Source organism: Nigerium massiliense, from assembly GCF_000826085.1.
Taxonomy (GTDB): Bacteria; Actinomycetota; Actinomycetes; order Propionibacteriales; family Propionibacteriaceae; genus Propioniciclava; species Propioniciclava massiliense.
In genome coordinates, this window is record NZ_CCYM01000002.1 from 1,038,167 (window position 1) to 1,059,858 (window position 21,692).

General features: G+C 70.7%; 21 protein-coding genes, 1 tRNA gene and 1 pseudogene. 10 read left to right on the forward strand and 13 right to left on the reverse strand.

Annotated features, from left to right (window positions below):
• Positions 1-59 precede the first annotated feature (59 nt).
• Together BN1187_RS06250 and BN1187_RS06255 are read left to right on the forward strand one after the other, a co-directional pair.
• The gene (locus BN1187_RS06250) at positions 60-434 is read left to right on the forward strand and encodes a GntR family transcriptional regulator (protein WP_040159573.1); all 375 of its coding nucleotides are present in this window, start codon (positions 60-62) and stop codon (positions 432-434) included.
• 133 nt (positions 435-567) lie between these two features.
• Complete coding sequence (locus tag BN1187_RS06255; protein WP_040159575.1) at positions 568-1,326, forward strand: PIG-L deacetylase family protein; 759 nt, start codon at positions 568-570, stop codon at positions 1,324-1,326.
• Between the two features lie 25 nt (positions 1,327-1,351).
• Here BN1187_RS06255 and glpK read toward each other — a convergent pair whose 3' ends face one another.
• The gene (gene glpK / locus BN1187_RS06260; protein WP_052462373.1) at positions 1,352-2,917 is read right to left on the reverse strand and encodes a glycerol kinase GlpK; all 1,566 of its coding nucleotides are present in this window, start codon (positions 2,915-2,917) and stop codon (positions 1,352-1,354) included.
• 67 nt (positions 2,918-2,984) lie between these two features.
• Positions 2,985-4,667, reverse strand: coding sequence for a DUF885 domain-containing protein (locus BN1187_RS06265; RefSeq protein WP_040159577.1), 1,683 nt, complete (start codon positions 4,665-4,667; stop codon positions 2,985-2,987).
• A gap of 208 nt (positions 4,668-4,875) precedes the next feature.
• Here BN1187_RS06265 and BN1187_RS06270 point away from each other — a divergent pair, with 208 nt between their 5' ends.
• Together BN1187_RS06270 and BN1187_RS06275 are read left to right on the forward strand one after the other, a co-directional pair.
• The gene (locus BN1187_RS06270) at positions 4,876-5,598 is read left to right on the forward strand and encodes a glycerophosphodiester phosphodiesterase (RefSeq protein WP_040159579.1); all 723 of its coding nucleotides are present in this window, start codon (positions 4,876-4,878) and stop codon (positions 5,596-5,598) included.
• 148 nt (positions 5,599-5,746) lie between these two features.
• Positions 5,747-6,160 (forward strand): cytochrome b5 domain-containing protein, encoded by a 414-nt coding sequence (locus BN1187_RS06275; protein WP_052462374.1) that lies wholly within the window; start codon positions 5,747-5,749, stop codon positions 6,158-6,160.
• A gap of 34 nt (positions 6,161-6,194) precedes the next feature.
• Here BN1187_RS06275 and BN1187_RS06280 read toward each other — a convergent pair whose 3' ends face one another.
• Entirely contained in the window at positions 6,195-7,829 is a 1,635-nt protein-coding gene (locus BN1187_RS06280; protein ID WP_040159580.1) for an AMP-binding protein, read from the reverse strand.
• A gap of 63 nt (positions 7,830-7,892) precedes the next feature.
• Entirely contained in the window at positions 7,893-8,693 is an 801-nt protein-coding gene (locus BN1187_RS06285) for a GntT/GntP/DsdX family permease (RefSeq protein ID WP_040160217.1), read from the reverse strand.
• 135 nt (positions 8,694-8,828) lie between these two features.
• Here BN1187_RS06285 and BN1187_RS06290 point away from each other — a divergent pair, with 135 nt between their 5' ends.
• The 3 genes from BN1187_RS06290 (at position 8,829) to BN1187_RS06300 (ending at position 11,208) form a co-directional block, all read left to right on the forward strand.
• A complete protein-coding gene (locus BN1187_RS06290; protein WP_040159582.1) occupies positions 8,829-9,707 on the forward strand; it encodes an aldo/keto reductase in 879 nt (292 codons plus the stop codon).
• A 136-nt stretch (positions 9,708-9,843) separates the two neighbouring features.
• Positions 9,844-10,398 (forward strand): YbaK/EbsC family protein, encoded by a 555-nt coding sequence (locus BN1187_RS06295; RefSeq protein ID WP_040159584.1) that lies wholly within the window; start codon positions 9,844-9,846, stop codon positions 10,396-10,398.
• 81 nt (positions 10,399-10,479) lie between these two features.
• Complete coding sequence (locus BN1187_RS06300) at positions 10,480-11,208, forward strand: NYN domain-containing protein (RefSeq protein WP_072042002.1); 729 nt, start codon at positions 10,480-10,482, stop codon at positions 11,206-11,208.
• A 145-nt stretch (positions 11,209-11,353) separates the two neighbouring features.
• Here BN1187_RS06300 and BN1187_RS06305 read toward each other — a convergent pair whose 3' ends face one another.
• The 3 genes from BN1187_RS06305 to upp form a co-directional block, all read right to left on the reverse strand.
• The gene (locus BN1187_RS06305; protein ID WP_040160218.1) at positions 11,354-14,356 is read right to left on the reverse strand and encodes a glycine--tRNA ligase; all 3,003 of its coding nucleotides are present in this window, start codon (positions 14,354-14,356) and stop codon (positions 11,354-11,356) included.
• Between the two features lie 181 nt (positions 14,357-14,537).
• Entirely contained in the window at positions 14,538-14,693 is a 156-nt protein-coding gene (locus BN1187_RS14245) for a hypothetical protein (RefSeq protein WP_157754750.1), read from the reverse strand.
• 113 nt (positions 14,694-14,806) lie between these two features.
• Positions 14,807-15,448: a uracil phosphoribosyltransferase gene (gene upp, locus BN1187_RS06310; protein WP_040159586.1), complete on the reverse strand. Its 642-nt coding sequence runs from the start codon at positions 15,446-15,448 to the stop codon at positions 14,807-14,809.
• 97 nt (positions 15,449-15,545) lie between these two features.
• Here upp and BN1187_RS06315 point away from each other — a divergent pair, with 97 nt between their 5' ends.
• The 3 genes from BN1187_RS06315 (at position 15,546) to BN1187_RS06325 (ending at position 16,964) form a co-directional block, all read left to right on the forward strand.
• Positions 15,546-16,238: a tRNA adenosine deaminase-associated protein gene (locus BN1187_RS06315; protein WP_040159588.1), complete on the forward strand. Its 693-nt coding sequence runs from the start codon at positions 15,546-15,548 to the stop codon at positions 16,236-16,238.
• A 127-nt stretch (positions 16,239-16,365) separates the two neighbouring features.
• The gene (tadA, locus tag BN1187_RS06320; protein WP_040159590.1) at positions 16,366-16,806 is read left to right on the forward strand and encodes a tRNA adenosine(34) deaminase TadA; all 441 of its coding nucleotides are present in this window, start codon (positions 16,366-16,368) and stop codon (positions 16,804-16,806) included.
• Positions 16,807-16,873: 67 nt separating this feature from the next.
• Positions 16,874-16,964: transfer RNA gene (locus BN1187_RS06325), tRNA-Ser, on the forward strand.
• A 198-nt stretch (positions 16,965-17,162) separates the two neighbouring features.
• Here the strand turns inward: BN1187_RS06325 and BN1187_RS06330 are convergent.
• From BN1187_RS06330 to BN1187_RS06355, 6 genes and pseudogenes are all read right to left on the reverse strand, one after another.
• On the reverse strand, positions 17,163-18,032 hold the full coding sequence (locus BN1187_RS06330; RefSeq protein ID WP_147675083.1) for a hypothetical protein: 870 nt from the start codon (positions 18,030-18,032) through the stop codon (positions 17,163-17,165).
• A gap of 123 nt (positions 18,033-18,155) precedes the next feature.
• Positions 18,156-18,320: pseudogene (locus tag BN1187_RS14610) on the reverse strand (IS3 family transposase); the annotation flags it as partial.
• Positions 18,321-18,406: 86 nt separating this feature from the next.
• Complete coding sequence (locus BN1187_RS06340; RefSeq protein WP_218184576.1) at positions 18,407-18,799, reverse strand: cyclophilin-like fold protein; 393 nt, start codon at positions 18,797-18,799, stop codon at positions 18,407-18,409.
• 164 nt (positions 18,800-18,963) lie between these two features.
• Positions 18,964-19,317 (reverse strand): cyclophilin-like fold protein, encoded by a 354-nt coding sequence (locus tag BN1187_RS06345; RefSeq protein ID WP_040159592.1) that lies wholly within the window; start codon positions 19,315-19,317, stop codon positions 18,964-18,966.
• A 25-nt stretch (positions 19,318-19,342) separates the two neighbouring features.
• Positions 19,343-20,413: an MFS transporter gene (locus BN1187_RS06350; RefSeq protein WP_315969065.1), complete on the reverse strand. Its 1,071-nt coding sequence runs from the start codon at positions 20,411-20,413 to the stop codon at positions 19,343-19,345.
• A gap of 224 nt (positions 20,414-20,637) precedes the next feature.
• A complete protein-coding gene (locus BN1187_RS06355) occupies positions 20,638-21,660 on the reverse strand; it encodes a zinc-dependent alcohol dehydrogenase family protein (RefSeq protein ID WP_040159594.1) in 1,023 nt (340 codons plus the stop codon).
• Positions 21,661-21,692: the final 32 nt, after the last annotated feature.

Below are 21,692 nucleotides of genomic sequence, written 5' to 3' on the forward strand. Positions count from 1 at the left end.
GAACGGCGTTGCCAGCCGCCCGGTTGTGGTGGCCCGCCGCTCGTTGGTACAACAAGCGGGTGAACAGCGGAGTGCGCATCGACCCCGAGGCGGAGGCGGCGCCCTACGAACAGATTCGCGACCAGATCGCCGCGCTGCGCGCGTCGGGACGGTGGCCGACGAACTTCCGCCTGCCGACCGTGCGCGGGCTGGCCGACGAGCTGGGTCTGGCGCCCAACACCGTCGCCCGGGCGTACCGGGAGCTGGAGGCGTCCGGGCAGATCGAGACCCGAGGACGCCGCGGGTCGTTCATCGCCGGGTCCGACGAGGCGCGGGTGAAGGCCGCGGCGCAGGCGGCGCGGGACTACGCCACGCTGGTCCGCGAGTTGCACCTCGAACCCGCCCACGCGCTGGGGATCGTCCGCGCCGAGCTCGGGCTGGCGACCGACGAGTGAGGCCGTCCGCGGACGCGTGAGAGCCGATCCCGGACGCCCGAGCCGGACGGGTCCGCGGGACCATGAGCCACCGCCCGTCGCCGAATCTGGGACGATGAACAGAACCTCACCCGACTCACCGCAAGGAACCGCCGTGCCGACCAACCCGCTCGAGGCTTTTGCCACCGTTCTGTTCGTCCACGCGCACCCCGACGACGAGACGCTCGCGACGGGCGTCGTGCTGGCCGAACTCGCCGAGCGCGGCGTCCGGACGGCCGTGCTGACCGCCTCCCGGGGCGAGGCCGGCGAGGTCGCCGCCGGAGACGTCGCCCCCGGCAGTCCCGAGCTGGCCGCTGCCCGCGAGCGCGAGCTCGCCTGCGCGGCCGCCGAGCTCGGGGTCAGCGAGCTGTGTTTCCTGGGCCGGCCGCCGGCGTCGGCGTCCGGGGTGGAGCACCGCTACACCGATTCGGGCATGCGCTGGGTGGACGACGCCGAGACCCTCGCCGGGCCGGGCGACGACGCGGCCGAGGACGCCCTCAGCCTCGCGGACCCCTCGGCCGTCACCGCCGACATCGTCGCGTACGCCTCCGCGGTCGGCGCGGACGTCATCGTCGGCTACGACCCGCGCGGCGGCTACGGCCACCCCGACCACATCGCCCTGCACTCCACCTCGGCGGCCGCGGCGTCCGAACTCGGCATCCCGTTCGTCGAGGTGGTGTCCTGGTCGCGCTCGGACGCCGGACGCCCGCCCGCCGACGACGCCTTCTGGGTCGAGCGGCCCGACCTCCTGGACACCCTGGTGCGCGCCCTGCGGTGCTACCGGACGCAGGTCACCGTCGACGGGACGAACGTGGTCCACGTGGGCGGGCAGGTGGAGCCGATCCCGACGTCCGTGGGCCTGCGCCGCGCCTGAGGCCAGCAGACACCGCAGCTCGGGGTCAGCGGTACATCTCGTCGGCGAGCAGGTCGTCGGTGACGGTGTCGGTGTCGACCCAGTCGATGCTGTGCTCGACGGCCTTGTTCCACACCCGCAGGCGACGGGCGCGCTCCTCGTCCGAGATCTGCGGGTCCCAGCGCTTCTCGATGCGCCAGTGCTCGGCGAGCTCGTCCAGGCCCTGCCACATGTCGACGGCGAGCCCGGCAGCGTACGCGGCGCCCAGCGCGGTGGTCTCGGGGACCTCGGGCCGCACGACGGGGACGTTCAGTAGGTCGGATTGCAGCTGCATCAGCGAATCGTTGCCGACCATGCCGCCGTCCACCCGCAGCCCGCGCAGCCCCGTGCCGAGCCCGGACGCCTCGACGTCGTTGTTCATCGCGTTGACGACCTCCCAGGTGGAGAACGCCGTGCACTCCAGCGCAGCGCGCGCCAGGTGCGCCTTCGTCACGAACCGGGTCAGGCCGACGATGGTGCCCCGCGCGTCCGGACGCCAGCGTGGCGCGTACAGCCCGGAGAACGCCGGGACGATGTAGGCGCCGCCGGTATTACGCACGGTGGACGCGAGCCGGTCGACGTCCGCGGACTTCGAGATCATCCCGATCTCGTCGCGCAGCCACTGCACGACCGAGCCGGCGTCGGCGACCGGGCCTTCCAGCGCGAAGACGGGAGGCTTGTTGCCGAGCTGGTAGAGGACCGTGGTGAGCAGGCCGTGCTGGCTGGGCACGGGGACGACCCCGGTGTTCATCAGCAGGAACGAGCCGGTTCCGTAGGTGTTCTTCGCCGAGCCCGGCTCGAAGCAGGTCTGGCCGAACGCCGCGGCCTGCTGGTCGCCGAGGATGCCCGCGATCGGGACGCCCGCGAGCGACGAGCGCCGGGTGGCCTCGCCGATGACCTCGGAGGACGACACGATCGTCGGCAGCATCGCCATCGGGACGCCCACGAGCTCGCACAGCTCGGGGTCCCAGTCGCAGGTGGTCAGGTTCATCAGCAGCGTGCGCGACGCGTTGGTGACGTCCGTGACGTGGACGCCGCCGCGCGGCCCTCCGGTCAGGTTCCAGACCAACCAGGAGTCCATGGTGCCGAACGCGAGGTCGCCGCGCTCGGCCTTGGCGCGCGCCCCGCGGACGTGGTCGAGGATCCAGGCGGCTTTCGGGCCCGCGAAGTACGACGACAGCGTCAGGCCGGTCTTGGCGCGGAACCGGTCGGGGTCGCCGTCGGCCAAGGCGTCCACCTCGGGCTGGGTGCGGGTGTCCTGCCAGACGATCGCGCGGTGGATCGGACGCCCCGTGCGCCGGTCCCACACCACGACGGTCTCGCGCTGGTTGGCGATGCCCACGGCGGCGAGGTCGCTGGTGCGGATGCGTAGCCTGCGCATCGCGTCCCGGACGACGCGGTCGAGGTTGTCCATGATCTCGCGGGGATCGTGCTCGATCCAGCCCGCCCGCGGGTAGTGCTGCTTGTGCTCGCGGTTACCGACGCCGACGACGCGGCCGTCCCCGTCGAAGACGATCGCGCGCGTGCTGGTCGTGCCCTGGTCGATCGCCAGCACGTAGGACTGCTTACCCACCGGTTGCCCCCTTCATCGGTCGGTGCCTCACTCTATCGAGGGCCCCGGGGCATTCGGTGCGGGTGTCTCAGCGCGTCATCTCGGCGCGCAGGACGTCCAGCGGGAGCGCGCCGAGGTTCAGCGCGCGGGTGTGGAACTCCTTCAACGAGAACTCCTCGCCGCGCCCCTCCGCGACCTGCCGGGCCTCCTCGCGGACCTGCTCCCAGACCCGCTGGCCGAGCCGGTAGCTCGGCGCCTGGCCCGCCCAGCCGAGGTAGCGGTGCAGTTCGAAGCGCAACGCCTTCTCCTCCATCAGGACGTTGCTGCGCAGCAGGTTCCAGGCCTTGTCGTAGTCCCAGACGCCGCCGCCGTACTCGGCCGGCGCCTCCTTCTTCAGGTGGAAGCCGATGTCGAGGACGACGCGGGTCGCGCGCAGCCGCTGGCTGTCGAGCATGCCGAAGCGGTCGCCGTCGTCGCTGAGGTGGCCGAACTCGTCCATCAGGCGCTCCGCGTACAGCGCCCAGCCCTCGCCGTGCCCGGAGATCCAGCAGGCCAGCCGGCGCCACAGGTTCAGCTCGGCGGAGTTCTGCACCGCCTGGGCGATCTGCAGGTGGTGGCCCGGGACGCCCTCGTGGTAGACGGTTGTCTTCTCGGCCCAGGTGGTGAACTCGGTGACGCCCGGCGGCACGGACCACCACATGCGTCCCGGACGGCTGAAGTCGTCGCTGGGGCCGGTGTAGTAGATGCCGCCGTTCTGGGTCGGTGCGATGCAGCACTCGAGCGAGTGCATCTTCTCGGAGATGTCGAAGTGGGTGCCGTCGAGATCGGCGATGGCCTGGTCGGACGTCCGCTGCATCCACCGCTGCAGCTCGTCGGTGCCGTGCAGGATGCGGTCGGGGTCGGCGTTGAGCGTGGCGACCGCGTCGGCCACGGACGCCCCCGGCCCGGCGATCTTCTCGGCGAGAGCCTCCATTTCCGCGGCGATCTCGGCGAGCGTGGCCAGGCCCCACTCGTAGGTCTCGTCGAGGTCCACCTCGGCGCCGACGAACAGCCGGGACGCCAAGCGGTAACGCTCGCGTCCGAAAGCCGGGTCCTCGACGGCGTCCGGCAGGACGGTGTCGCGCAGGTAGGCCGCGAGCCTGCCGTAGGCGGCGGCCGCGGCGTCCCCGGCGGAGGTCAGGCGCTGCGCGAGGTCCGCACCGGGCTCGGCGCCGTCGGGGCGGGCGCCGCGCGTGAACGCGACGAAGAACGAGGACGCCGGGTCGGCCAGCGTCTCGGCCTGGCCGAGCGCGTCGGTCGTCTGCAGGCGGCTGGGGCGCAGCCCGCGCGAGCGGCCCTCCTCGAGGCACGCGAGGAAGCCGTCCACTGCCTCGGGCAGCCCGCCCAGCCGCTCGGCGACGGTCGTCCAGTCGGCGGTGGTGGACGTCGGCATCTGGTCGAAGATGTCCCGGAACGACTGCACGGGGCACTCGATGTTGTTCAGGTTGCGCAGGTGCTCCCCGGCCTCGTGTCGCTCCAGGTCGAGACCGAGGCGGTCGCGCATGGCCGCCACGGTGACGCGGTCGGTGTCGTCGGCGACGTCCGCCTCGTCCAGTGCGGCGAGGGTGCGGCGGTTCAGGTCGGCGACGGCGTCGTGGCTCGCGGGGGAGTGGTCGCCCATGAGGTGGTCGTAGCCGGGCAGGCCCATCGCGGTGGCCTCCAGCGGGCGCAGGGCGGCGTAGGCGTGCGTGTAGTCGTCGGCGATGCGGTCGATGGCGCTGGGAGTCCTCATCTGTGGAACCTATCGCCGCCCGCCCTGCCGTGACGAGGTGGGGGGCGCCACCCCGACGCTGCGGCTGTTCAGTCTTCACTTGACGGCGGGGTCGTCGGTGAGCCGCCGGTGTCCCACGGGCGACCTGATGGGTCCGCCCGGGTGAACCCTCGGGGACGCGCTGCCCGGCGCCCACAGGAAGGCCACCCGGCTTTGGCACACTCGGCCCGTGACGAAGATCTGGGGGCACCGCGGAGCCAGCGCCTACGCCCCGGAGAACTCGCTGCCCGCGTTCGAGCTCGCCCTCGAGCAGGGCGCCGACGGGGTGGAATGCGACGTCCAGCTCACCCGCGACGACCAGGTGGTCGTCATCCACGACGAGACGCTGGAGCGGACGACCGACGGCCACGGCTGGGTCGCCGACCACACCGCCGCCCAGCTGCGGCGGCTGGACGCCTCGGGCGGGCGCGACGGATTCGCGGGGACGAAGGTCCCGCTGCTGGCCGAGGTGCTGGCGCTGATCGCGGACTCCGGCAAGGACATCAACATCGAACTCAAGAACAACCGCATGGCCTACAAGGGGCTCGAGGAGCGGGTGCAGGAGCTCGTGGACGCCGCCGGCGTCGCGTCCCAGGTGGTGCTGTCGTCCTTCAACCACTACTCGCTCAAGCGGCTGCAGGGCCTGAGCCGGCTGCCGCTCGGCGCGCTCTACACCGACCCGCTGTTCAAGCCGTGGAAGTACGTCGAGAAACTCAAGGTCGGCGCGATCCACCCGCCGATGCGCTGGACGACGAGGAAGGTCGTCGAGAAGAGCCACGAGCACGGGCTGAAGGTGCACGCCTGGACGGTGAACGACGCTAAGGACGTCGGCAAGCTGCTGCGCCGCGGCGCGGACGCCGTGATCACCGACCGCCCGGACGTCGCGCGCGAGGTGCGGGACGCCGAGGGCTGAGGCCCAGCGCGAAGTCGGGGGCGTCCGGTGCCGCCCAGATGAAGAAATGGTGACTGTGGCTTTCGGCGCTGGTGTCGCGGTTTCGGCGGACGTAGCGTCTGCGCTGCTGCGTTCCGAACGGCCGCAGCAGTCACGAAAGGGCCCTCAGATGAAGCGCGTCGCCACGGTTGCAGCCCTGCTGCTGCTCACCGGTCCGCTCGCCGCCTGCGCCGGCGTCAACTCCCAGACGACCTCCGCCTCGACCCCGACGGCGGCCTCATCTCCGCAGCAGACCGCCGCGTCGACGGCCGGGTCGTCGCCCAGGGCGTCGGCCACGGCGTCCGCCGCGTCGACCTACACGATGGCCGACGTCGGCAAGCACAACAACGAGCAGTCCTGCTGGACGGTCGTCGACGGCAAGGTCTACGACGTGACGCAGTGGATCGGCCAGCACCCCGGCGGCCGCCAGCGCATCCTGAACCTCTGCGGCAAGGACGGCTCGGCCGACTTCACCGGCCAGCACGGCAACGACGACACCGCCAGGGGCCGCCTCGCCTCCTTCGAGATCGGCACCCTGGGCTGATCGGCTGACCGGACGCCCCCGAGGACGCCCCGGCTCAGCCTGCCGGGGCGTCCTCGGGGGCGATCACGGTCGCGGCGCGCTCCGGCACCAGGGCGGGCAGCGCGCGCCGCAGGATCTTGCCCGCGGCTGAGCGCGGCACCTGCTCGACGAACGCGAGGCCGCCCAACCGCTTGTGCGGGGACACCTGGTCAGCCACCAGACGCCGCAGCTCGGACGCCTCCACCGTCGCGCCCGGCGCGAGTTGGACCAGCCCGAAGGGCACCTCCTCGCCGGACCTGGTGCGCACACCCAGCACGGCGGCGTCCGCGACGGCAGGGTGCGCCTGCAGGATCGCCTCCAGCTCGGCCGGGGCGATCTGCATGCCGCGTCGCTTGATGAGTTCCTTGATGCGGTCGACGATGCGGACGACGCCGCGGGCGTCCACCACGACGAGGTCGCCGGTGTGCACCCAGCCGTCGGCGTCCAGCACCGCGTCCGTGTCGGCCGGTTCGCCGAGGTAGCCCAGCATCGCGTTCGGCCCCGTGCACCACAGCTCGCCTGGCGCGCTCTCGCCCTCGGTGGGGACGTCCACGTCGCGCCCGGTCTCGGGGTCGACGACGCGGAACCGGACGTTCGGCACCGCCGGCCCGATCGTGTCGAGCGAGACGTCCGTCCAGTCCAGGGGGATGACGTGGGTGACCGGAGACAGCTCCGTCATGCCGTAGCCCTGAATCACCCGGACGCCGAGCCGGGACGCCAGCGCCTCGCCGACCGCGCCGTCCAGCGGGGCCGCGCCCGACACGGCCAGCGCGACCGAGGAGAAGTCCGCCTGCGCGACGGCCGGGTGCTTGGCCAGGAAGTTCGCGACCGGCGGCACCAGGAACAGCACCCGAGGCCGCCGGACGCTCACGATCTGCAGGAACAGCGCCGGGTCGAACGCCGCCATCGTGTACTGCGGGAAGCGCCGGAACAACCCGTAGTTGAGGTTCGTCGTGAGCGCGTAGATGTGGCTGAAGGGCAGGAACGCGATCCACGACACGTCGTCCCCGAGGGGGCGCAGCACCTCGTTGAACTGCAGCATGTTCGCCACCAGGTTGCGGTGGCTGAGGCGGACGGCCTTCGGCATCCCGGACGTCCCGGACGAGAACGGAAGGCAGGCGACGTGGGTGGCGGGGTCGATCGCGAGCTGGGGCGGAGCCGGGGGCGTGGCGAGGGCGTCCGCGTACGACACGTGCCCGGCCGCGTCGCCGCCCACCACCAGGACGTCCTCGGCGGCAAGCCCGGCGCGCGCGCAGGCGTCCGCGACCTGGGGCAGCAGGGCGGGCGACGTGATGACCTTCTGGGCGCCTGTCACCTGCAGCTGCCGCGCGATCTCGGGGGCCGTATAGGCCGCGTTGATCGGCGTCACCGCCGCTCCGGCGCGCAGGATGCCGTGGAACGCGCTGAGGTACTCAGGTTGGTTCGGCAGGTCGATCGCCACGGCGTCCCCCGGAGCGACGCCGTGACCGGCGAGCCAGGTGGCCAGGGCGTCCGCGTCGTGCTTGACCTGGCCCATCGTGAGCGAGGTGCCGGTGACGTGGTCGAGGGCGGCGAGTCGGCCGGCGTCGGCGTCGGTGAGGCCCTCGAAGATCAGCCCATAGAGGCTGACGTCCGGGACGTCGATGTCGGGCAGGGGGCCGTGTAGTTCCATGGGGCTCCTTCGTCGGGGCGGCGGAACGGTCCCCACACCCTCATGACGTGGGGACGCGGGGGGTCAGAGGAAGAGCGAGAGCAGCAGCACCACGGCCAGGCCGACGAGCGAGTTGCTCAGCTGGAGCAGGATGGAGACGCCGAAGCTCGGGCGCTTGTCGAGCGGCACCTCGTCGTCGGCCTGCAGGAGGGCCGGGGACGCGTAGTCGAGGTTGCCGAGAAAGCGCGGCAGGATCCAGCCGGTGACGAACACGGTCGGGATGGCCACGACGAGCCCCAACACGTACGACATGCCGACGTCCGCGCCGTAGGCGTTGGCCAGCGCGACGGGGCCGGGCTGGGGCACGAACAGCGAGTGCGCGGTGGTGGTGGCCGCGACCGCGGGGATCGCGAGCTTCATGAACGGCATCTTCGCCTCGTGCGCGACCGCCACGATCAGCGGGGCCAGGATGATGAACGCGACCTCGTAGAACATCGCCAGGCCGAACACCATGCCGGCGATGACCATGGCGATCTTGACGTAGCGGATGCCGAACTTGGCGATCAGCGTCTCGGCGATCTGGCTGGCCGCGCCGGAGTCGACCATCAGCTTCCCGATGACAGCCCCGAACACGACGATCATGGCCAGCGAGCCCAGCGTCGACCCGAAGCCCGTCTGGATCGTCTTCAGCAACGTCTGCGGGTTGAGCACCGCGTTGTCGCCGAGCGGCGGTAGCCAGCCGAGGTTGATGCCGGCCATCTCCAGGAACCCGATCAGCAGCGCCGCGATCAGCAGGGCCAGCATGGCGTTGAGTTTGAACTTGATGTTGAGGAACAGCATCGCCCCGATGCCGAGGACGACGAACAGGATGTGCAGCCACGTCATGAGGGCAATTTCTCTCTGGTCGAAGGAGGGGTAAGCCTTTATAACAGACGGGTTACGTCGTTGACAGCTGGCGCGTCCACGGTGGCCCCGAGCGCGGCGCGGACGGTCGCGGGGGACTTGGCGCGCGGTGCCAGGATGGACGCCGTGAAGACGACATTCGACATGGGTGGTTTCCAAGTGGACCGTGTGGGCTTCGGCGCCATGCAGTTCCCCGGGCCGGGCGTCATGGGCCCGCCGCAGGACAAGGACGCCGCGCTCGCCCTGCTGCGCCGCGTCCTCGAGTTGGGCATCAACCACATCGATACCGCGCAGTTCTACGGGCCCAAGGTCTCCAACGAGCTCATCCGCGAGGCGCTGGCGCCGTATCCGTCCGACCTGGTGATCGTCTCCAAGACGGGCGCGACGCGCTCGGCCGACGGCGCCTGGGTGCCGCAGCAGCGTCCCGAGGAACTCATCGCGGACACCAAGGCCAACGTCGAGACCCTCGGGCTCGACCGGCTGCCCGTGATGAACCTGCGCTACATGCCGCCCGAGGAGACCGGCGCGGCCGATGTGGTGCCGTTCGACGAGCAGCTCGACGCCATGCGGCGGCTCGTCGACGACGGCGTCATCACGCGTTTCGGGGTCAGCACCGTGGACGCCGCCCGGGCGGCGCAGGCCATCGACGCCGGCGCCGTCTGCGTGCAGAACGCGTACAACCTGCTCGCCCGTCACGACGAGCCGGTGCTCGAGCTGTGCCGGGAGCGCGGCGTCGCCTACGTCCCGTACTTCCCGCTGGGCTCGGCCTTCGGCGCCACCCCGCGCGTGGACGCCGACCCGCGCGTCATCGCCGTCGCCGAGCGCAACGGCATCACGCCCGCGCAGGTCGGGCTGGCCTGGCTGCTGCAGCACAGCGAGAACATCCTGCTGATCCCGGGGACGAGCTCGGTGCAGCACCTGGAGGAGAACACCGCCGTGCGCGACATCACGCTCAGCCAGGACGACGTCGACGAGCTGGAGTCTCCCGCCCGCTGACCGTCGAGTCAGGACGCCCCGCCCCGGTGCTGCACCGGGGCGGGGCTTCTGTCGTTCTGGGCCCGCGCGCCGGGGATGGTGCGCCGGCCGCCCGCGGTGCCGCCGGTCCTGCGGCGACCGTGGCAGGGTGGAGCGCATGATCGATCGCACGCACCCCGTCTTCGGACGCCTCGAGCCCCTGCCCGCCGCCGAGCACCCGGAGCTGCTGGCTCCGAGCGTCGCCGAGGCCGTGCAGGATCCTGAGTTGCAGGCCTACGTCGCCGAGATCGACCCCCAGTACGCCGACACCGAGCAGCTGTGCGCGCACTACGACGTGCCGCTGGACGCCAGCATCAACGCGGTCATCGTCCGCGGCACCCGCGCCGGCACGGAGAAGTTCGCCGTCTGCATGACCCCGGCAGATCGTCGCGTCGACGTGAACGGCCTGGTCCGCAAGAAGCTGGACGCCCGCAAGGCGTCCTTCGCGCCGATGGACGTCGCCGTCGAGGCCACCGGCATGGAGTACGGCGGCATCACGCCCGTGGGCGCGCCCGCCGAATGGCCGATCTGGGTCGATCCCTTGGCCGTCGAGCACGACTGGGTGTGCGTGGGCTCCGGCGTCCGGGGATCGAAGCTGTTCCTCCCCGGTTCCTCGCTGCTGACGCTGCCGAACTCCGAGGCCGTGGAGGGGCTGACGCGTCCGGCGTCGTAGGCGCTTCCGGGCGAGGAAGGCCCCGCGGCGTGGGGAAGCTTGCGTGTCCGGAGTGTCAGCGCCGAGCGCTATCGTGCGGAGATGAGGGTCGGGGTCTATGTAGACGGTTTCAATCTCTACTACGGCGGGAAGTCTCAGCTTAGAAACGCGGCTGGGTGGAAGTGGTTGGATCTTCGCGCCATGGCCGGGCGCTACGCGAAGTGGCAGGGTTCCGTCGTTGCCCGGGTGGTGTACTGCACCGCGCGCGTGAATGATGCATCGGACCCTGGGCAGACTCAACGGCAAGGGTTTTATCTTCGAGCGCTGTTGGAGGCCGGATCCGTTGATGTCCTTGAGGAGGGGTACTACTCGTCATGGGCTGCAGAGTCGGCGATGGTCAACGAGCGAGCGGGTACGCGATCTCCCACGGTGCTGGCTGATCCTCAGCGACATCTTTCCTGGCACTCTCGTCTTCCAGTCCGTCGGGCATCCAATGGCGGGGCACTTCTGGCCACTGTCCGGAAGCGTGAAGAGAAGGGATCCGATGTGAATGTCGCGACGCACCTCCTGGTTGATGTGCTGACGAGGGCGGTCGACGCCGCGATCGTCATTTCCAACGATTCGGATCTGGCTCTACCCATCCGCATCGCTCGCGAACATGTCCCGGTCGGGGTGCTGAACCCGTCCAGCAAGCCGCTGGCAGGGGCGCTCAAGGGCCAACCAGATGACGGCGTTGGGCGCCACTGGTGGAAGCGATTGTCGTCTGATGACTGGCTTGAGTGCCAGCTGCCGGATCGGGTCCGGGGAATATCGAAGCCAGCCGGTTGGTAATCGTCTCAGACTCACCCGGACTCTTGTGTCGATGGAGAGGCCTGTGTAGTGTTCTAGCTACCAACCCGTTCCTCCACGTGAGGGCGGGTCTTTTCTTGTCCGCGAGGGCCCGGCATCCGCCGGGCCCTCGCGTCATGGTGGGGAACTACAGCTCCGACTCGATCGCCTGGAAGTCGAGCCCGCTGGGCGCCAGCTCGCGTACAGACCGCAGCAGCCCCAGACGGGCGGCCTTCACGTCCGGATCGGGATCGTTGACCAGCACGTCGTCGAAGAACGTGTTGATGGCCCCGACCAGCGGCTCGGACGCCGCGGTGAACTCCGCCAGGCCCTCGCTGGCCGCCTCGCGGCTGCGCTCGACCTCGGCGACGAGTTTCTTCTCGGCGGGACCGGTGAGGCGCTCGGCGTCCAGGGTGGCCGGCGTCCCGGCGGGGACGATGCGGTCGATGCGCACCAGGGCCGTGACCAGCGGGGGCAGCCGCTCATCGCCGCGCGCGGCGTCCAGGTCGGCCAGGATCGCCGCGACCGCGCCCGGCTTGTCGGCGCTGGGCTCCACGGCCTGCACCTGACCGGCGCTGACGCCCTCGTCTCGCATCAGCTGCCCGAAGCGTCCGATCGTGAACTCCTGGGCGGCGGCGACGGTCTCCTCGGAGACGTCCACTCCCTCGGCGCGGTAGCGCTCGGCAGCGGCGGCCAGCACCGCGCCGATCGACAGCCCGGCCAGGGCCGGCACCTCACGCAGGATGCGCACCAGGCCTAGCGCCGCGCGCCTCAGCCCGAACTGATCGGACGAGCCTGTCGGCCGCGCGCCGACGGAGAACATGCCCACCAGCAGGTCGACCCGGTCGGCGGCCGCCAGCAGCGCGCCCACGGTCGTCGTCGGCACCTCGTCGGACGCCGTGCGCGGCAACTCCGTCTCGGCCAGCGCGAGCGCGACCTCGGGGGTCTCGCCCGTCCGCTCGGCGTACTCCTTGGCCACGAACCCGGCCAGCGACGACATCTCGACGACGAGCTGGGTGGCGAGGTCGAACTTGGTGATCTCGCCGGCGCGCTTCAGCGTCGCCGCCTCGTCGCTGCCGAGGCCCAGCGTGTCGCCCAGGGCGGCCGCGACGTCCGCGATGCGGCGGGCGCGCTTGCCGACGGAGCCCAGCTTGTCCTCGAACATCAGGTTCTCCAGGCCGGGGACGAACTCGTCGACCTTGTCGACCTTCAGGTCGGTGTTCCAGAAGAACAGCGCGTCCTCGAAGCGGGCCCGGACGACCGCCTCGTTGCCCTTCGCGACGAGCGCGTCGTCGCAGGGACCGTTGGCGATGGTCACGAAGTGGTTGGTCAGCCTGCCGTCCGCGTTGCGCACGGGCAGGTAGCGCTGCGCCTTGCGCATGACGGTGGCCAGGATGCGGTCGGGCAGCTCAAGGTAGCGCTCCTCGAAACCGCCGAGGACGCCGTGCGGCTCCTCGACGAGGTTCGTCACCTCGTCGATGACGCCGGCCTCGGCGTCCAGGTCGATGACCCCGCCGACGGACGCCGCCAGCTGGTTCGCCTGCTCGATGATCTGCTCGCGCCGCTGCTGGGACGACACGACGAGCCCGCGGGCGGCCAGCGTCGGTAGCAGGTCGTCGGCGCTCGCCAGCTCGACGAACGGGTCGGGATCGTTGCGGTGGACGTAGGTGGTGCGGCCGGAACCGACGTGCCCGGCGTCCACGGGGATCACGGTCTGGCCGAGCAGCGCGACGGTCCAGCGGATCGGCCGGCTGAACGACAGCGACGGGTCGCCCCAGCGCATGTTCTTCTCGGCGCGCAGCCCCTCGACCACCCCGGTGAGGATCTCGCCGAGCACGGTGGTGGCGTCGCGCCCCACGACGGTCTTGACGACGCTCGCGTGCTCGGCGCCCTTGAACTCGGCCTTGGCGACGTCCTCGAGCGCCGCGTCCTGGCCGCGCAGGAAGCCCTGCAGCGCCTTGGTCGGCTCGCCGGCATCGTCGAACGCCTGCGTCCAGCGCGGACCCTTCGAGACGCGCTCGCTGTCGGGCTCTCGCGCGGCGACCGCCTCGACGACCGCGACGATGCGCCGCGGCGTCCCGTCGACGGTGATCGCCCCGTGGCTCAGCTTCGTGCCGGCGAGCGCGGTGGTGAGCGCCGTGCGGACCTGCTCGATCGTGGCCGTGGTGACGTGCGGCGGCAGCTCCTCGACGCCGATCTCGAAGGCGAGCGTCTGGGGCTCGGTCGAGGGGGCGTCCGGGGCGGCGACGACGGTGGACGTCGGCACCAGCGGCGGCATCGGCGCGGGGTCGTCCTTGACCAGCGGGAAGCCAAGCTCCTCGCGGCGGGCGATCCACAGCTTGCAGACCTCGCGGGTGAGGTTGCGCATGGTCGAGAACGCCCGGGCGCGCTCGGTGGTGCTGATCGCGCCGCGGGAGTCGAGGACGTTGAACGCGTGCGACGACTTGAGCACGTAGGTGTGCGCGGGCACAGGCAGGCGCGCCTCGATGAGGCGTCCGGCTTCGGCCACGTAGGTCTCGTACAGCTCGCGGTTGGCCTCGACGTCGGCCTCGTCGAGGTAGTAACGGCTCATCTCGTACTCGGACTGCCCGAAGGCCTCGCCGTAGGAGATGCCGGGCGCGTAGGCGATCTGCTTGAAGTGGTTCACGCCCTGCATCGCCATGACGATGCGCTCCATGCCGTACGTGAGCTCGACGGCCACCGGGTCGAGGTTGAGGCCGCCGACCTGCTGGAAGTAGGTGAACTGGGTGATCTCCATGCCGTCCAGCCAGACCTCCCAGCCCAGGCCCCAGGCGCCGATGGCGGGCTGGGCCCAGTTGTCCTCGACGAACCGCACATCATGGGCGGACAGGTCGATGCCGAGCGCCTCGAGGCTGCCGAGGTAGAGCTCTTGGGGGTTGCCCGGGTCGGGCTTGAGGATCACCTGGAACTGCGTGTGCGTCTGCAGACGGTTCGGGTTGTCGCCGTAGCGCGAGTCATCGGGCCGGACGGACGGTTCCACGTACGCGGCGCGCCACGGCTCGGGACCGAGCGAGCGCAGGATGGTCGCCGGGTTCATCGTCCCGGCGCCGACCTCGGTGTTGAAAGGCTGGACGACCATGCAGCCACGGTCGGTCCAGTACTCGTTCAGGCGTTTCAGAGCGTCTTGCATCGTCAGCACCACGGCAGTCTATCCGCCGCTGACCGGCGCTCCGGTCCGGGCCCGAAGCCGGTGCGTTTGGGCGGGGTCGCCAGGCGGCTGGCGAAGCACACACGGCCCCGCCGGGCGAACCGGGCGGGGCCGTGTGTGGCCCGGCTTCAGCGGCCGGGCCGGGCGGTGTTGCGGGGGACGATCACTTGCCCACGTCGTCCTTGGGCTCGCCCTTGTCCTTGTTGAGCATGCCCTCGGCCTTCTCATCGCTGGTCTTGCCGGGAGCGTCCGTGTTGCCGTGACCCGAGCTGATGTCGTCGTCGCGGTCGGCGTCCTGGTCGAGCTTCTCGTCAGCCATCGTTCCTCCTCAGTGCGGTTGAGGCGACCTTAGTCGCGCCGTCCGGCGGACGGAACGGCCTGGGCCAACCGCTGACCTTTCCGTGACGCGGGACGCCCCTTTCAGGCGGACGCCTACTGCGCCAGGCCGTACAGGCGGTCGCCGGCGTCGCCGAGGCCCGGGATGATGTAGCCGTGCTCGTCGAGGTGGTCGTCGATGGCCGCGACGACAAGCGTGGTGGGGACGTTCAGGGAGTCGACCAGTTCGCTCATGCGCTCGATGCCCTCGGGGGCGGCCAGCAGGCAGATGCACGTGATGTCGTCCGCGCCGCGGTCGACCAGGAACTGCACCGTCCCGCCCAGCGAGCCGCCGGTGGCGAGCATCGGGTCGAGCACGTAGCACTGGCGTCCCGACAGGTCACCGGGGAGGCGCTCGGCGTACGTGACCGGCTCGAGCGTCTCCTCGTTGCGGGCCATGCCGACGAAGCCCACCTCGGCGCTCGGCATGAGCCGCATCATGCCCTCGAGCATCCCCAGCCCGGCACGCAGGATCGGGACGACCAGGGGGCGCGGCTCCGACAGGTGGACGCCTTCGGTGCGGGCGACCGGGGTCTCGATCTCGTTCTTCTCCACGCGGACGGTGCGCGTCGCCTCGTAGGCCAACAGCGTGACCAGCTCAGCGACCAGATCGCGGAACGTCGGCGACGGGGTGTCCCGGTCGCGGAGGAGGGCGATCTTATGGGCCACCAGGGGGTGATCGACATCAATGACATCCACGGTCGCCAGCCTCCCACAAGCCGGTGAACTTTCGCATCGGAGAGTAGGTGTTCTGGCCGATAACCTGCGACGATGGAGCCCGAGCCAAGGAGGAGCGATGAGCCGACAAGACGACGAATTGGACGTTGAGCTGGCCGATCATGGCGACGACCGTCCCGGGATCGACGATCTCGAGGGCGACGACTACAGCGCGCTCCTCGGCGACCTCGACGACTCCGATGCGGACGACGACCTCGACGATGAGGACCTCGACGACGATGCGGACGAGGACGACGACGATGACGAGGATGAGGACGACTATCCCGACGACGCCACCGAGGAGGACATCGACCTCGTCGTGGCGATGTATCGGGAGGACGGGAAGCCGGCCGCCTCGGCGTTGAGCCTCGACCTCGCCAACGACCTGGACGAGCTGATCAAGCAGTTGCGTCGCGTGCCCGGCGAGGCCGGCGCCCTCGGCGCGGTCTCGATCACGGGTGACTTCTTCGTGCTCGTGCGCGTCCGCGGCCGCAAGATCCAGGTGCTGCTCAGCGACGCCGTGGCGGCCAACGACTGGCCGATCGCCCGCGACGTCGCCGACTTCCTCGGCGCCGAGATCCCCGAGGACGACGACGACTCGGGGCCCATCGGCGACCTGGACATGTTCGCCGACGCCGGCGTCAGCGAGCTGGAGCTCGAGGCGCTGGGCAACGACCTCGACTCCGACTCCGACGAGATCGTGGAGAAGGTCGCGAAGCGCCTGGGCTTCGGCGCGGCCTACGCCAAGGTCGCCGCGACGTTCGATCTGTGAGGACGCTCCGGTGACGCCCGCCGGGCCGTCCGCGTGGGACGCCCCGCGTCCGGCGTCCCCGGCCGGCGGACTGGAGGACGAGTCGTCCCCCGCGAGGATTTCCGGCGGGACGCGCTGGCACCCTGCGATGCGGACGGCGCTGGCGGAGGCCGTCCGGGTGGCCGAGCTGGGAGACGTCCCGATCGGCGCCGTCGTGCTCGACCCGTCGGGCGTCGTCATCGCCCGAGCGGGCAACGAGCGCGAGCACACGGGCGACCCCACCGCCCACGCCGAGATCGTGGCCCTGCGCCAGGCCGCTGCGGCTGCCCGGCGCCAGGACGGCTGGCGCCTGGAGGAGTGCACGCTGGTGGTCACGCTCGAGCCCTGCACGATGTGCGCCGGCGCGATCGTGAACGCCCGCATCGCCCGGCTGGTGTTCGGCGCCTTCGACCCCAAGGCGGGCGCGGTCTCCTCGCTGCGCGACGTCGTGCGCGACCCCCGGCTGAACCACCGCGTCGAGGTGACGTCCGGCGTCCTGGCGGGCGAGAGCGCGGACCTGCTGCGTGACTTCTTCGCCGCCCATCGGTGAACGGAGGGCGACGCTCGGGCTGCCGCCGATTGGCGAAGAACGCGGCCGGGTGTCTAGAATCGCCGGCGGTGGTGTGTCCGAGCGGCCGAAGGAGCGCGCCTCGAAAGCGCGTGAAGGGTATCCCCCTTCCGTGGGTTCAAATCCCACCGCCACCGCCAGGGGCTGGCGAAGAAAGTCGGCGGCCTAGGCGACGAAAGTCGCCCCAGACGCAGAAGCGCCGGTTTCACAAGGTTTTGGCCGTGTGAAACCGGCGCTTCTGCGTTGGTTTGGGGAGCGCGGAGGTTGTGAGCGCTGGCGTACGTGTCGTCGTTTCAGGGTGCAGCGCCTGCGCGGGGCAGGTGTCTGGTGTGCAGCGCCTAGTCGGTCACCGTCTCGGTGCCTGGTGACACAGGTGTCCGCTGCCGTGTGTTCGGGACCGGCTTGTAGAGGATGCCCTTGGCGTCGGGGACGGCCTCGTTGAGAAAGCTGCGCACCTTGCGGATGCCGCTGCAGGCGAGGAGGAATGCGGCCTGGATGGAGTTTTGCGCCAGGCCGTGTGCCCGGCGCCTCCCCTTGGCATGGAGTGCCTCTGCAGCATCGTTCTTTGCGTAGCCGTGCATGCCCTCTTGGGCTTCGCGCAGTGAGTAGTAGATCGTTGTGTGTTCCTCGCCGCCGAAGGGGAGCTCCTGGCGATACTTGGCCCCCTCGGTGGCCTTGATGGTGATGGTCTGTTGACGGCATACCATCGGCGGCGCGGCGATCAGTTCGTTGTCGGGCGAGATGCGGGGGCGCAGGTCGGCCTGCGACGTGCCGACGTGGTGAATCAAGCGCGGAGTCGTGGAGTGGGGCTTGAGCAGGCACTTTGCTGTGGGACTGGCGCCTGCGGCCGGGCACATGAACCGTTGTGCGCGGCCTGGGTCCGCGGATTCTTTGGCACGCAGGAAGTAGTCGTTCCGCTTCTTGATCCGTGCCCGGTAGGTTGCGAGGTCGATGCGCTTGGCGCGGAAGTCTTCGGTCGCGGCGACCAGGCTCTCGGGCATGGCTGGGCAGCACCACTGCCCTTCAACCAAGGGTGCGCCGCCAGATGATCCTTGCTTTCCGGTGTGGCCTTGAGGATAGGGGAGCACCAGTGACCAGCCCATTTCCTTGGCGGGCTGTTGGAAGGCGACTGGGTTCGCGAGCGTGTACAGGTTGTCGCCGGCGAGGTAGCCGGGGGCGTGGCCGAACAGGGCGAGGGCGGCGAGCATGCGCCGCGCTGCGCCTGCAGGGTCAGCGCCAGGGCGGGAGGCAGTCATCGCGATGGGGAGTGCCGGGATGTACTGACGCCCGGTGTTTGTGGGGACTGGTGCAGGGATAGGTGACAGTTTGTCTCACGCCGCGTGTGCGGTCGTGGGGTCCATGATCATCTCGTACTCGACCGGGGTCAACCGACCCAGCCGGTCCTGCCGGCGCCGCCGGTGATACGTCTTCTCGATCCACGTCATGATCGCCGTGCGTAACTCCTCCCGTGTGGCCCATTGCCGTCGATCGAGCACCAGTCCCTGTCTGGCCGGTGAAGTCGTAGGTGACGGTCATGATGGTGGTTCTCCTGCTTCGTGGGGGTGCGGCGGTGGTGCGGGCGTCAGTCGACGGCTTCGACGGTGGTCTGCTGGCCTTCGAACTCGGCGAGTTCGGCTTCGGTCGCGTCGTAGGTGCCGAGGTGGAGAACCTGGTCGGAGTAGCCCATGCCGGTGGCGTCGTAGAAGAAACCGATGTTGCCCCAGGGCGTGTAGTAGATGAGGTCGCCGTCCTCGGGGTCGGAGCCGGGGGTGCCGTCCCAGTCGAGTTCGCGGGGCAGGTAGGCGATCTTCTCGCTGGCGTCGAAGTCCTCGAGCTCGAGGTTCATCGGCAGCAGGGAGACGAAGTCGCGGGTGGCGGGGGTGTCTTCATCGATGGTGACGTCGACGGAGGCATCGCCGGCGGTGAAGCGGACGACGGTGCCGACGACGCTTTGCCCACTCGAGTCCGGGGACATGCTCGGGGTGGGACTCGTCGAGGTCGTGCTCGGGGAGCCGGAGGCTGTGCCACCGGATCGGTCGTCGGAGGAGGGCGCGCTGCAGCCGGTGAGAGTGAGCGCGAGCACTGCAGCGGCGAGGGCCAGCGGTCGCATTTTCGCTCGGGCTCGGTCGGAGGTGCTGGTCACGGCGTTTCCTCGATGGTCACCGTCGGCTCGCCGTCGCCATGTGTGAGCGCGTCGAGGGGGCCGTTGATGTGGCCGAGGATGACGAGCCCGGGCGAGCGGGGGAAGTCGCGGTAGAAGATGGCGAGGTTGCCCCAGGGCGCGTAGTAGGCGATGTCCCCGGCACGGGCCGCAGCGGCCTTCGGAGAGCCGTCTGTGTTCAGCCGACTGGGAAGATCGGCGACCTTCTCGGTGGCGTTGAAGTCCGAGAGCGTGAGCGCCAGCGGCAGCAGGGCGGCGAAGTCGCGGGCGGCTGCGGTGTCGTCCAGCGTTCCGGTCAGGGTGTGGGTGTCGGTGGTGATGCGGATGTCCATGGATTGGTCCTTTCGTCTCGATGGGTCAGCGGGTGCTGGTGCCGGCGGTCACGGTGCGTCCCCGGCCGGAGGCCAGGAGGACGACGAGCGCGGCGAGGACGGCCAGGGCGGCATAACCGAGGGAGATGGTCTGCAGGGTCATCCCGGCGGCGGTGAGGCGACCGGAGATCAGGCTGGGCACGGCGGCCCCACCATAGGAGAAGAGGTAGACCGTCGACATGAGCCCTGCCCGCTCGGCGGGGCCGATGCGCTGCAGGAGCCCGCGCATGGACCCGGTGAACGCCGCGCCCTGGGCGGCCCCGGCGATGATCCCGCAGACGATGACCATCACCGCCGAACCGGTGCCTATCCCGGCGACGACGCCGACGACGGCCAGGGCGAAGGCGATGATCCCGACCCGTTGTGCGGCGACCGGGGTCAGCCTGCCGGTCAGGGGCCCGCCGAGGGCGTAGGGGGCCATGAAGGAGGCGAAGACGACGCCGGCGATCAGGGTGTTGGTGGTGCCGAGGTTCTGGGCGGAGATGGTGGGGCTGAACGCCTGGTAGAAGCCGCCGAGAGCCCAGGTGCCGCAGAACACCGCGATCGCCGCCGGCAGCATGGGCCGGATCGTGCGCGGCAAGTGCACGTGCGGGCGCAGGGAGGCCAGTGCCCCGGGCCGGTGCTCGATGGGCTCGGGACTCAGAGCCAGGAGCACGGCGCACACGGCGAGCAGTCCGGCGACAGCGAGGTAGGGGGTCTGCTCGGGGGCGGGACCGTACTCGCCCAGGGCCCCGGCCCCGAGCGCGCCGAGCGTGAGGCCGATGAGCGGGGACCCGGCGACGGCGGTCGCGGCCAGCCAGCGGGGCCTTGCCGGGGCGAGGTCGACGATGCCAGCGGCGATCGCCGAGGAGCCGAGTCCGCAAGCCAGTCCCTGGAGGGCGCGCCCCGTCATGAGCACGCCGAGGCCGGTGACGTCGAGCAGCGACAGCGATCCGGCGGCGGCGAGAGCGACCGCGAGGAGCGCGACGGCCTTGCGGCCGATATGGTCCGAGAGCCGCCCGAGGATGACGAGGGCGACCATGACGGCGACGAAGTAGGTCACCGCGGCGATGGACAGGTCCCCCGGTGGTCAGCCCGTCGGCGGCGCGGTAGCGCTCGTAGAGCGGGATCGGGGCACCGGAGGCGGCGAAGACGACCACCAGCGACGCCACGACCGCAGTGAACCCGAGCCGTCTGCGCGGCAGGGGCCGCTCCTCGGCTGCGCTGGTGGTCGGCTCGCTCATCTCGGGGTCCTTCTTGTCGGTCGTGATCGTCTCGTGCTGTGTTGCGGTGTCCGGCGCGTCAGGGGCGCAGGAGGACCTTGGTGGCGCGACGCTCGTCCATGGCCCGGTAGGCCTCGGCCGCCTCGTCCAGGGGCAGGTCGAGGTCGAACACGCGGCCCGGGTCGATCCGGCGGTTCCAGATCCGCTCGATCAGATCCGGCAGGAAGGCGCGCACGGGGGCGGGGCCGCCGTGGAGGTGGCTGAGGGTGAAGAACAGCGGCTCCCCGGGGATCGCGATGCCGTGGGGGACGCCGACGTAGCCGACGTGTCCTCCGGGGCGCACGGACCCGAGGGCCTGCATCATCGCCTCCTGGGTGCCCACGGCCTCCACGACGCTGTGCGCGCCGTAGCCGTTGGTGAGCTCCTTGATCTTCGCGATGCCGGCGTCGCCGCGCTCGGTGACGATGTCGGTCGCACCGAACTCGCGGGCGAGGGCCTGCCGGTCGGCGTGGCGGGACATGGCGATGACGCGGTCCGCGCCGAGCTGGCTGGCGGCGAGCACCGCCGAGAGGCCGACCGCGCCGTCGCCGACGACGGCGACAGTCTTGCCGGGGCCGGCCTCGGCAGCCGAGGCCCCGAACCAGCCGGTGCCGAGCACGTCGGAGGCGGCCAGCAACGACGGAACCAGGTCCGCATCGGGCTCGCCGGGCGTGGCGACGAGGGTGCCGTCGGCCTGCGGGACGCGCAGGCGCTCGGCCTGGGCTCCGCCGAGACCGACGTACTCGGCATGCGGGCAGCCGGGCTGGTAGCCGGCCTGGCAGATCTCGCAGGTGTTGTCCGAGGCCCAGAACGAGCCGACGACGAAGTCGCCGGGCTTCAGACTCGTCACCTGCTCGCCGATCTGCTCAACGACGCCGATGTACTCATGCCCCATGGGGGTGGGCTGCTCCACGGTGTTGATGCCGCGGTAGTCCCACAGGTCCGACCCGCACACGCAGGCGGCCGTGACGCGGATGACCGCGTCGGTGGGCTTCAGGATCTGCGGATCCTCGCGGTGCTCGACCCGGACGTCGCCGGGGGCGTGGAGGACGACTCCTCGCATGATGGTGCTTCTCCTTGCTGCAGTGGCTGCTG

What these genes read in the sequence shown, in the direction of transcription:
- BN1187_RS06265 (WP_040159577.1), bottom strand. Translation starts at nt 4,667, where the DNA reads ATGAGGACTCCCAGCGCCATCGACCGCATCGCCGACGACTACACGCAC.
- BN1187_RS06275 (WP_052462374.1), top strand. Translation starts at nt 5,747, where the DNA reads ATGAAGCGCGTCGCCACGGTTGCAGCCCTGCTGCTGCTCACCGGTCCG.
- BN1187_RS06280 (WP_040159580.1), bottom strand. Translation starts at nt 7,829, where the DNA reads ATGGAACTACACGGCCCCCTGCCCGACATCGACGTCCCGGACGTCAGC.
- BN1187_RS06285 (WP_040160217.1), bottom strand. Translation starts at nt 8,693, where the DNA reads ATGACGTGGCTGCACATCCTGTTCGTCGTCCTCGGCATCGGGGCGATG.
- BN1187_RS06290 (WP_040159582.1), top strand. Translation starts at nt 8,829, where the DNA reads ATGGACGCCGTGAAGACGACATTCGACATGGGTGGTTTCCAAGTGGAC.
- BN1187_RS06295 (WP_040159584.1), top strand. Translation starts at nt 9,844, where the DNA reads ATGATCGATCGCACGCACCCCGTCTTCGGACGCCTCGAGCCCCTGCCC.
- BN1187_RS06300 (WP_072042002.1), top strand. Translation starts at nt 10,480, where the DNA reads ATGAGGGTCGGGGTCTATGTAGACGGTTTCAATCTCTACTACGGCGGG.
- BN1187_RS06305 (WP_040160218.1), bottom strand. Translation starts at nt 14,356, where the DNA reads ATGCAAGACGCTCTGAAACGCCTGAACGAGTACTGGACCGACCGTGGC.
- BN1187_RS14245 (WP_157754750.1), bottom strand. Translation starts at nt 14,693, where the DNA reads ATGGCTGACGAGAAGCTCGACCAGGACGCCGACCGCGACGACGACATC.
- BN1187_RS06315 (WP_040159588.1), top strand. Translation starts at nt 15,546, where the DNA reads ATGAGCCGACAAGACGACGAATTGGACGTTGAGCTGGCCGATCATGGC.
- tadA (WP_040159590.1), top strand. Translation starts at nt 16,366, where the DNA reads ATGCGGACGGCGCTGGCGGAGGCCGTCCGGGTGGCCGAGCTGGGAGAC.
- BN1187_RS06330 (WP_147675083.1), bottom strand. Translation starts at nt 18,032, where the DNA reads ATGCTCGCCGCCCTCGCCCTGTTCGGCCACGCCCCCGGCTACCTCGCC.
- BN1187_RS06340 (WP_218184576.1), bottom strand. Translation starts at nt 18,799, where the DNA reads ATGTCCCCGGACTCGAGTGGGCAAAGCGTCGTCGGCACCGTCGTCCGC.
- BN1187_RS06345 (WP_040159592.1), bottom strand. Translation starts at nt 19,317, where the DNA reads ATGGACATCCGCATCACCACCGACACCCACACCCTGACCGGAACGCTG.
- BN1187_RS06355 (WP_040159594.1), bottom strand. Translation starts at nt 21,660, where the DNA reads ATGCGAGGAGTCGTCCTCCACGCCCCCGGCGACGTCCGGGTCGAGCAC.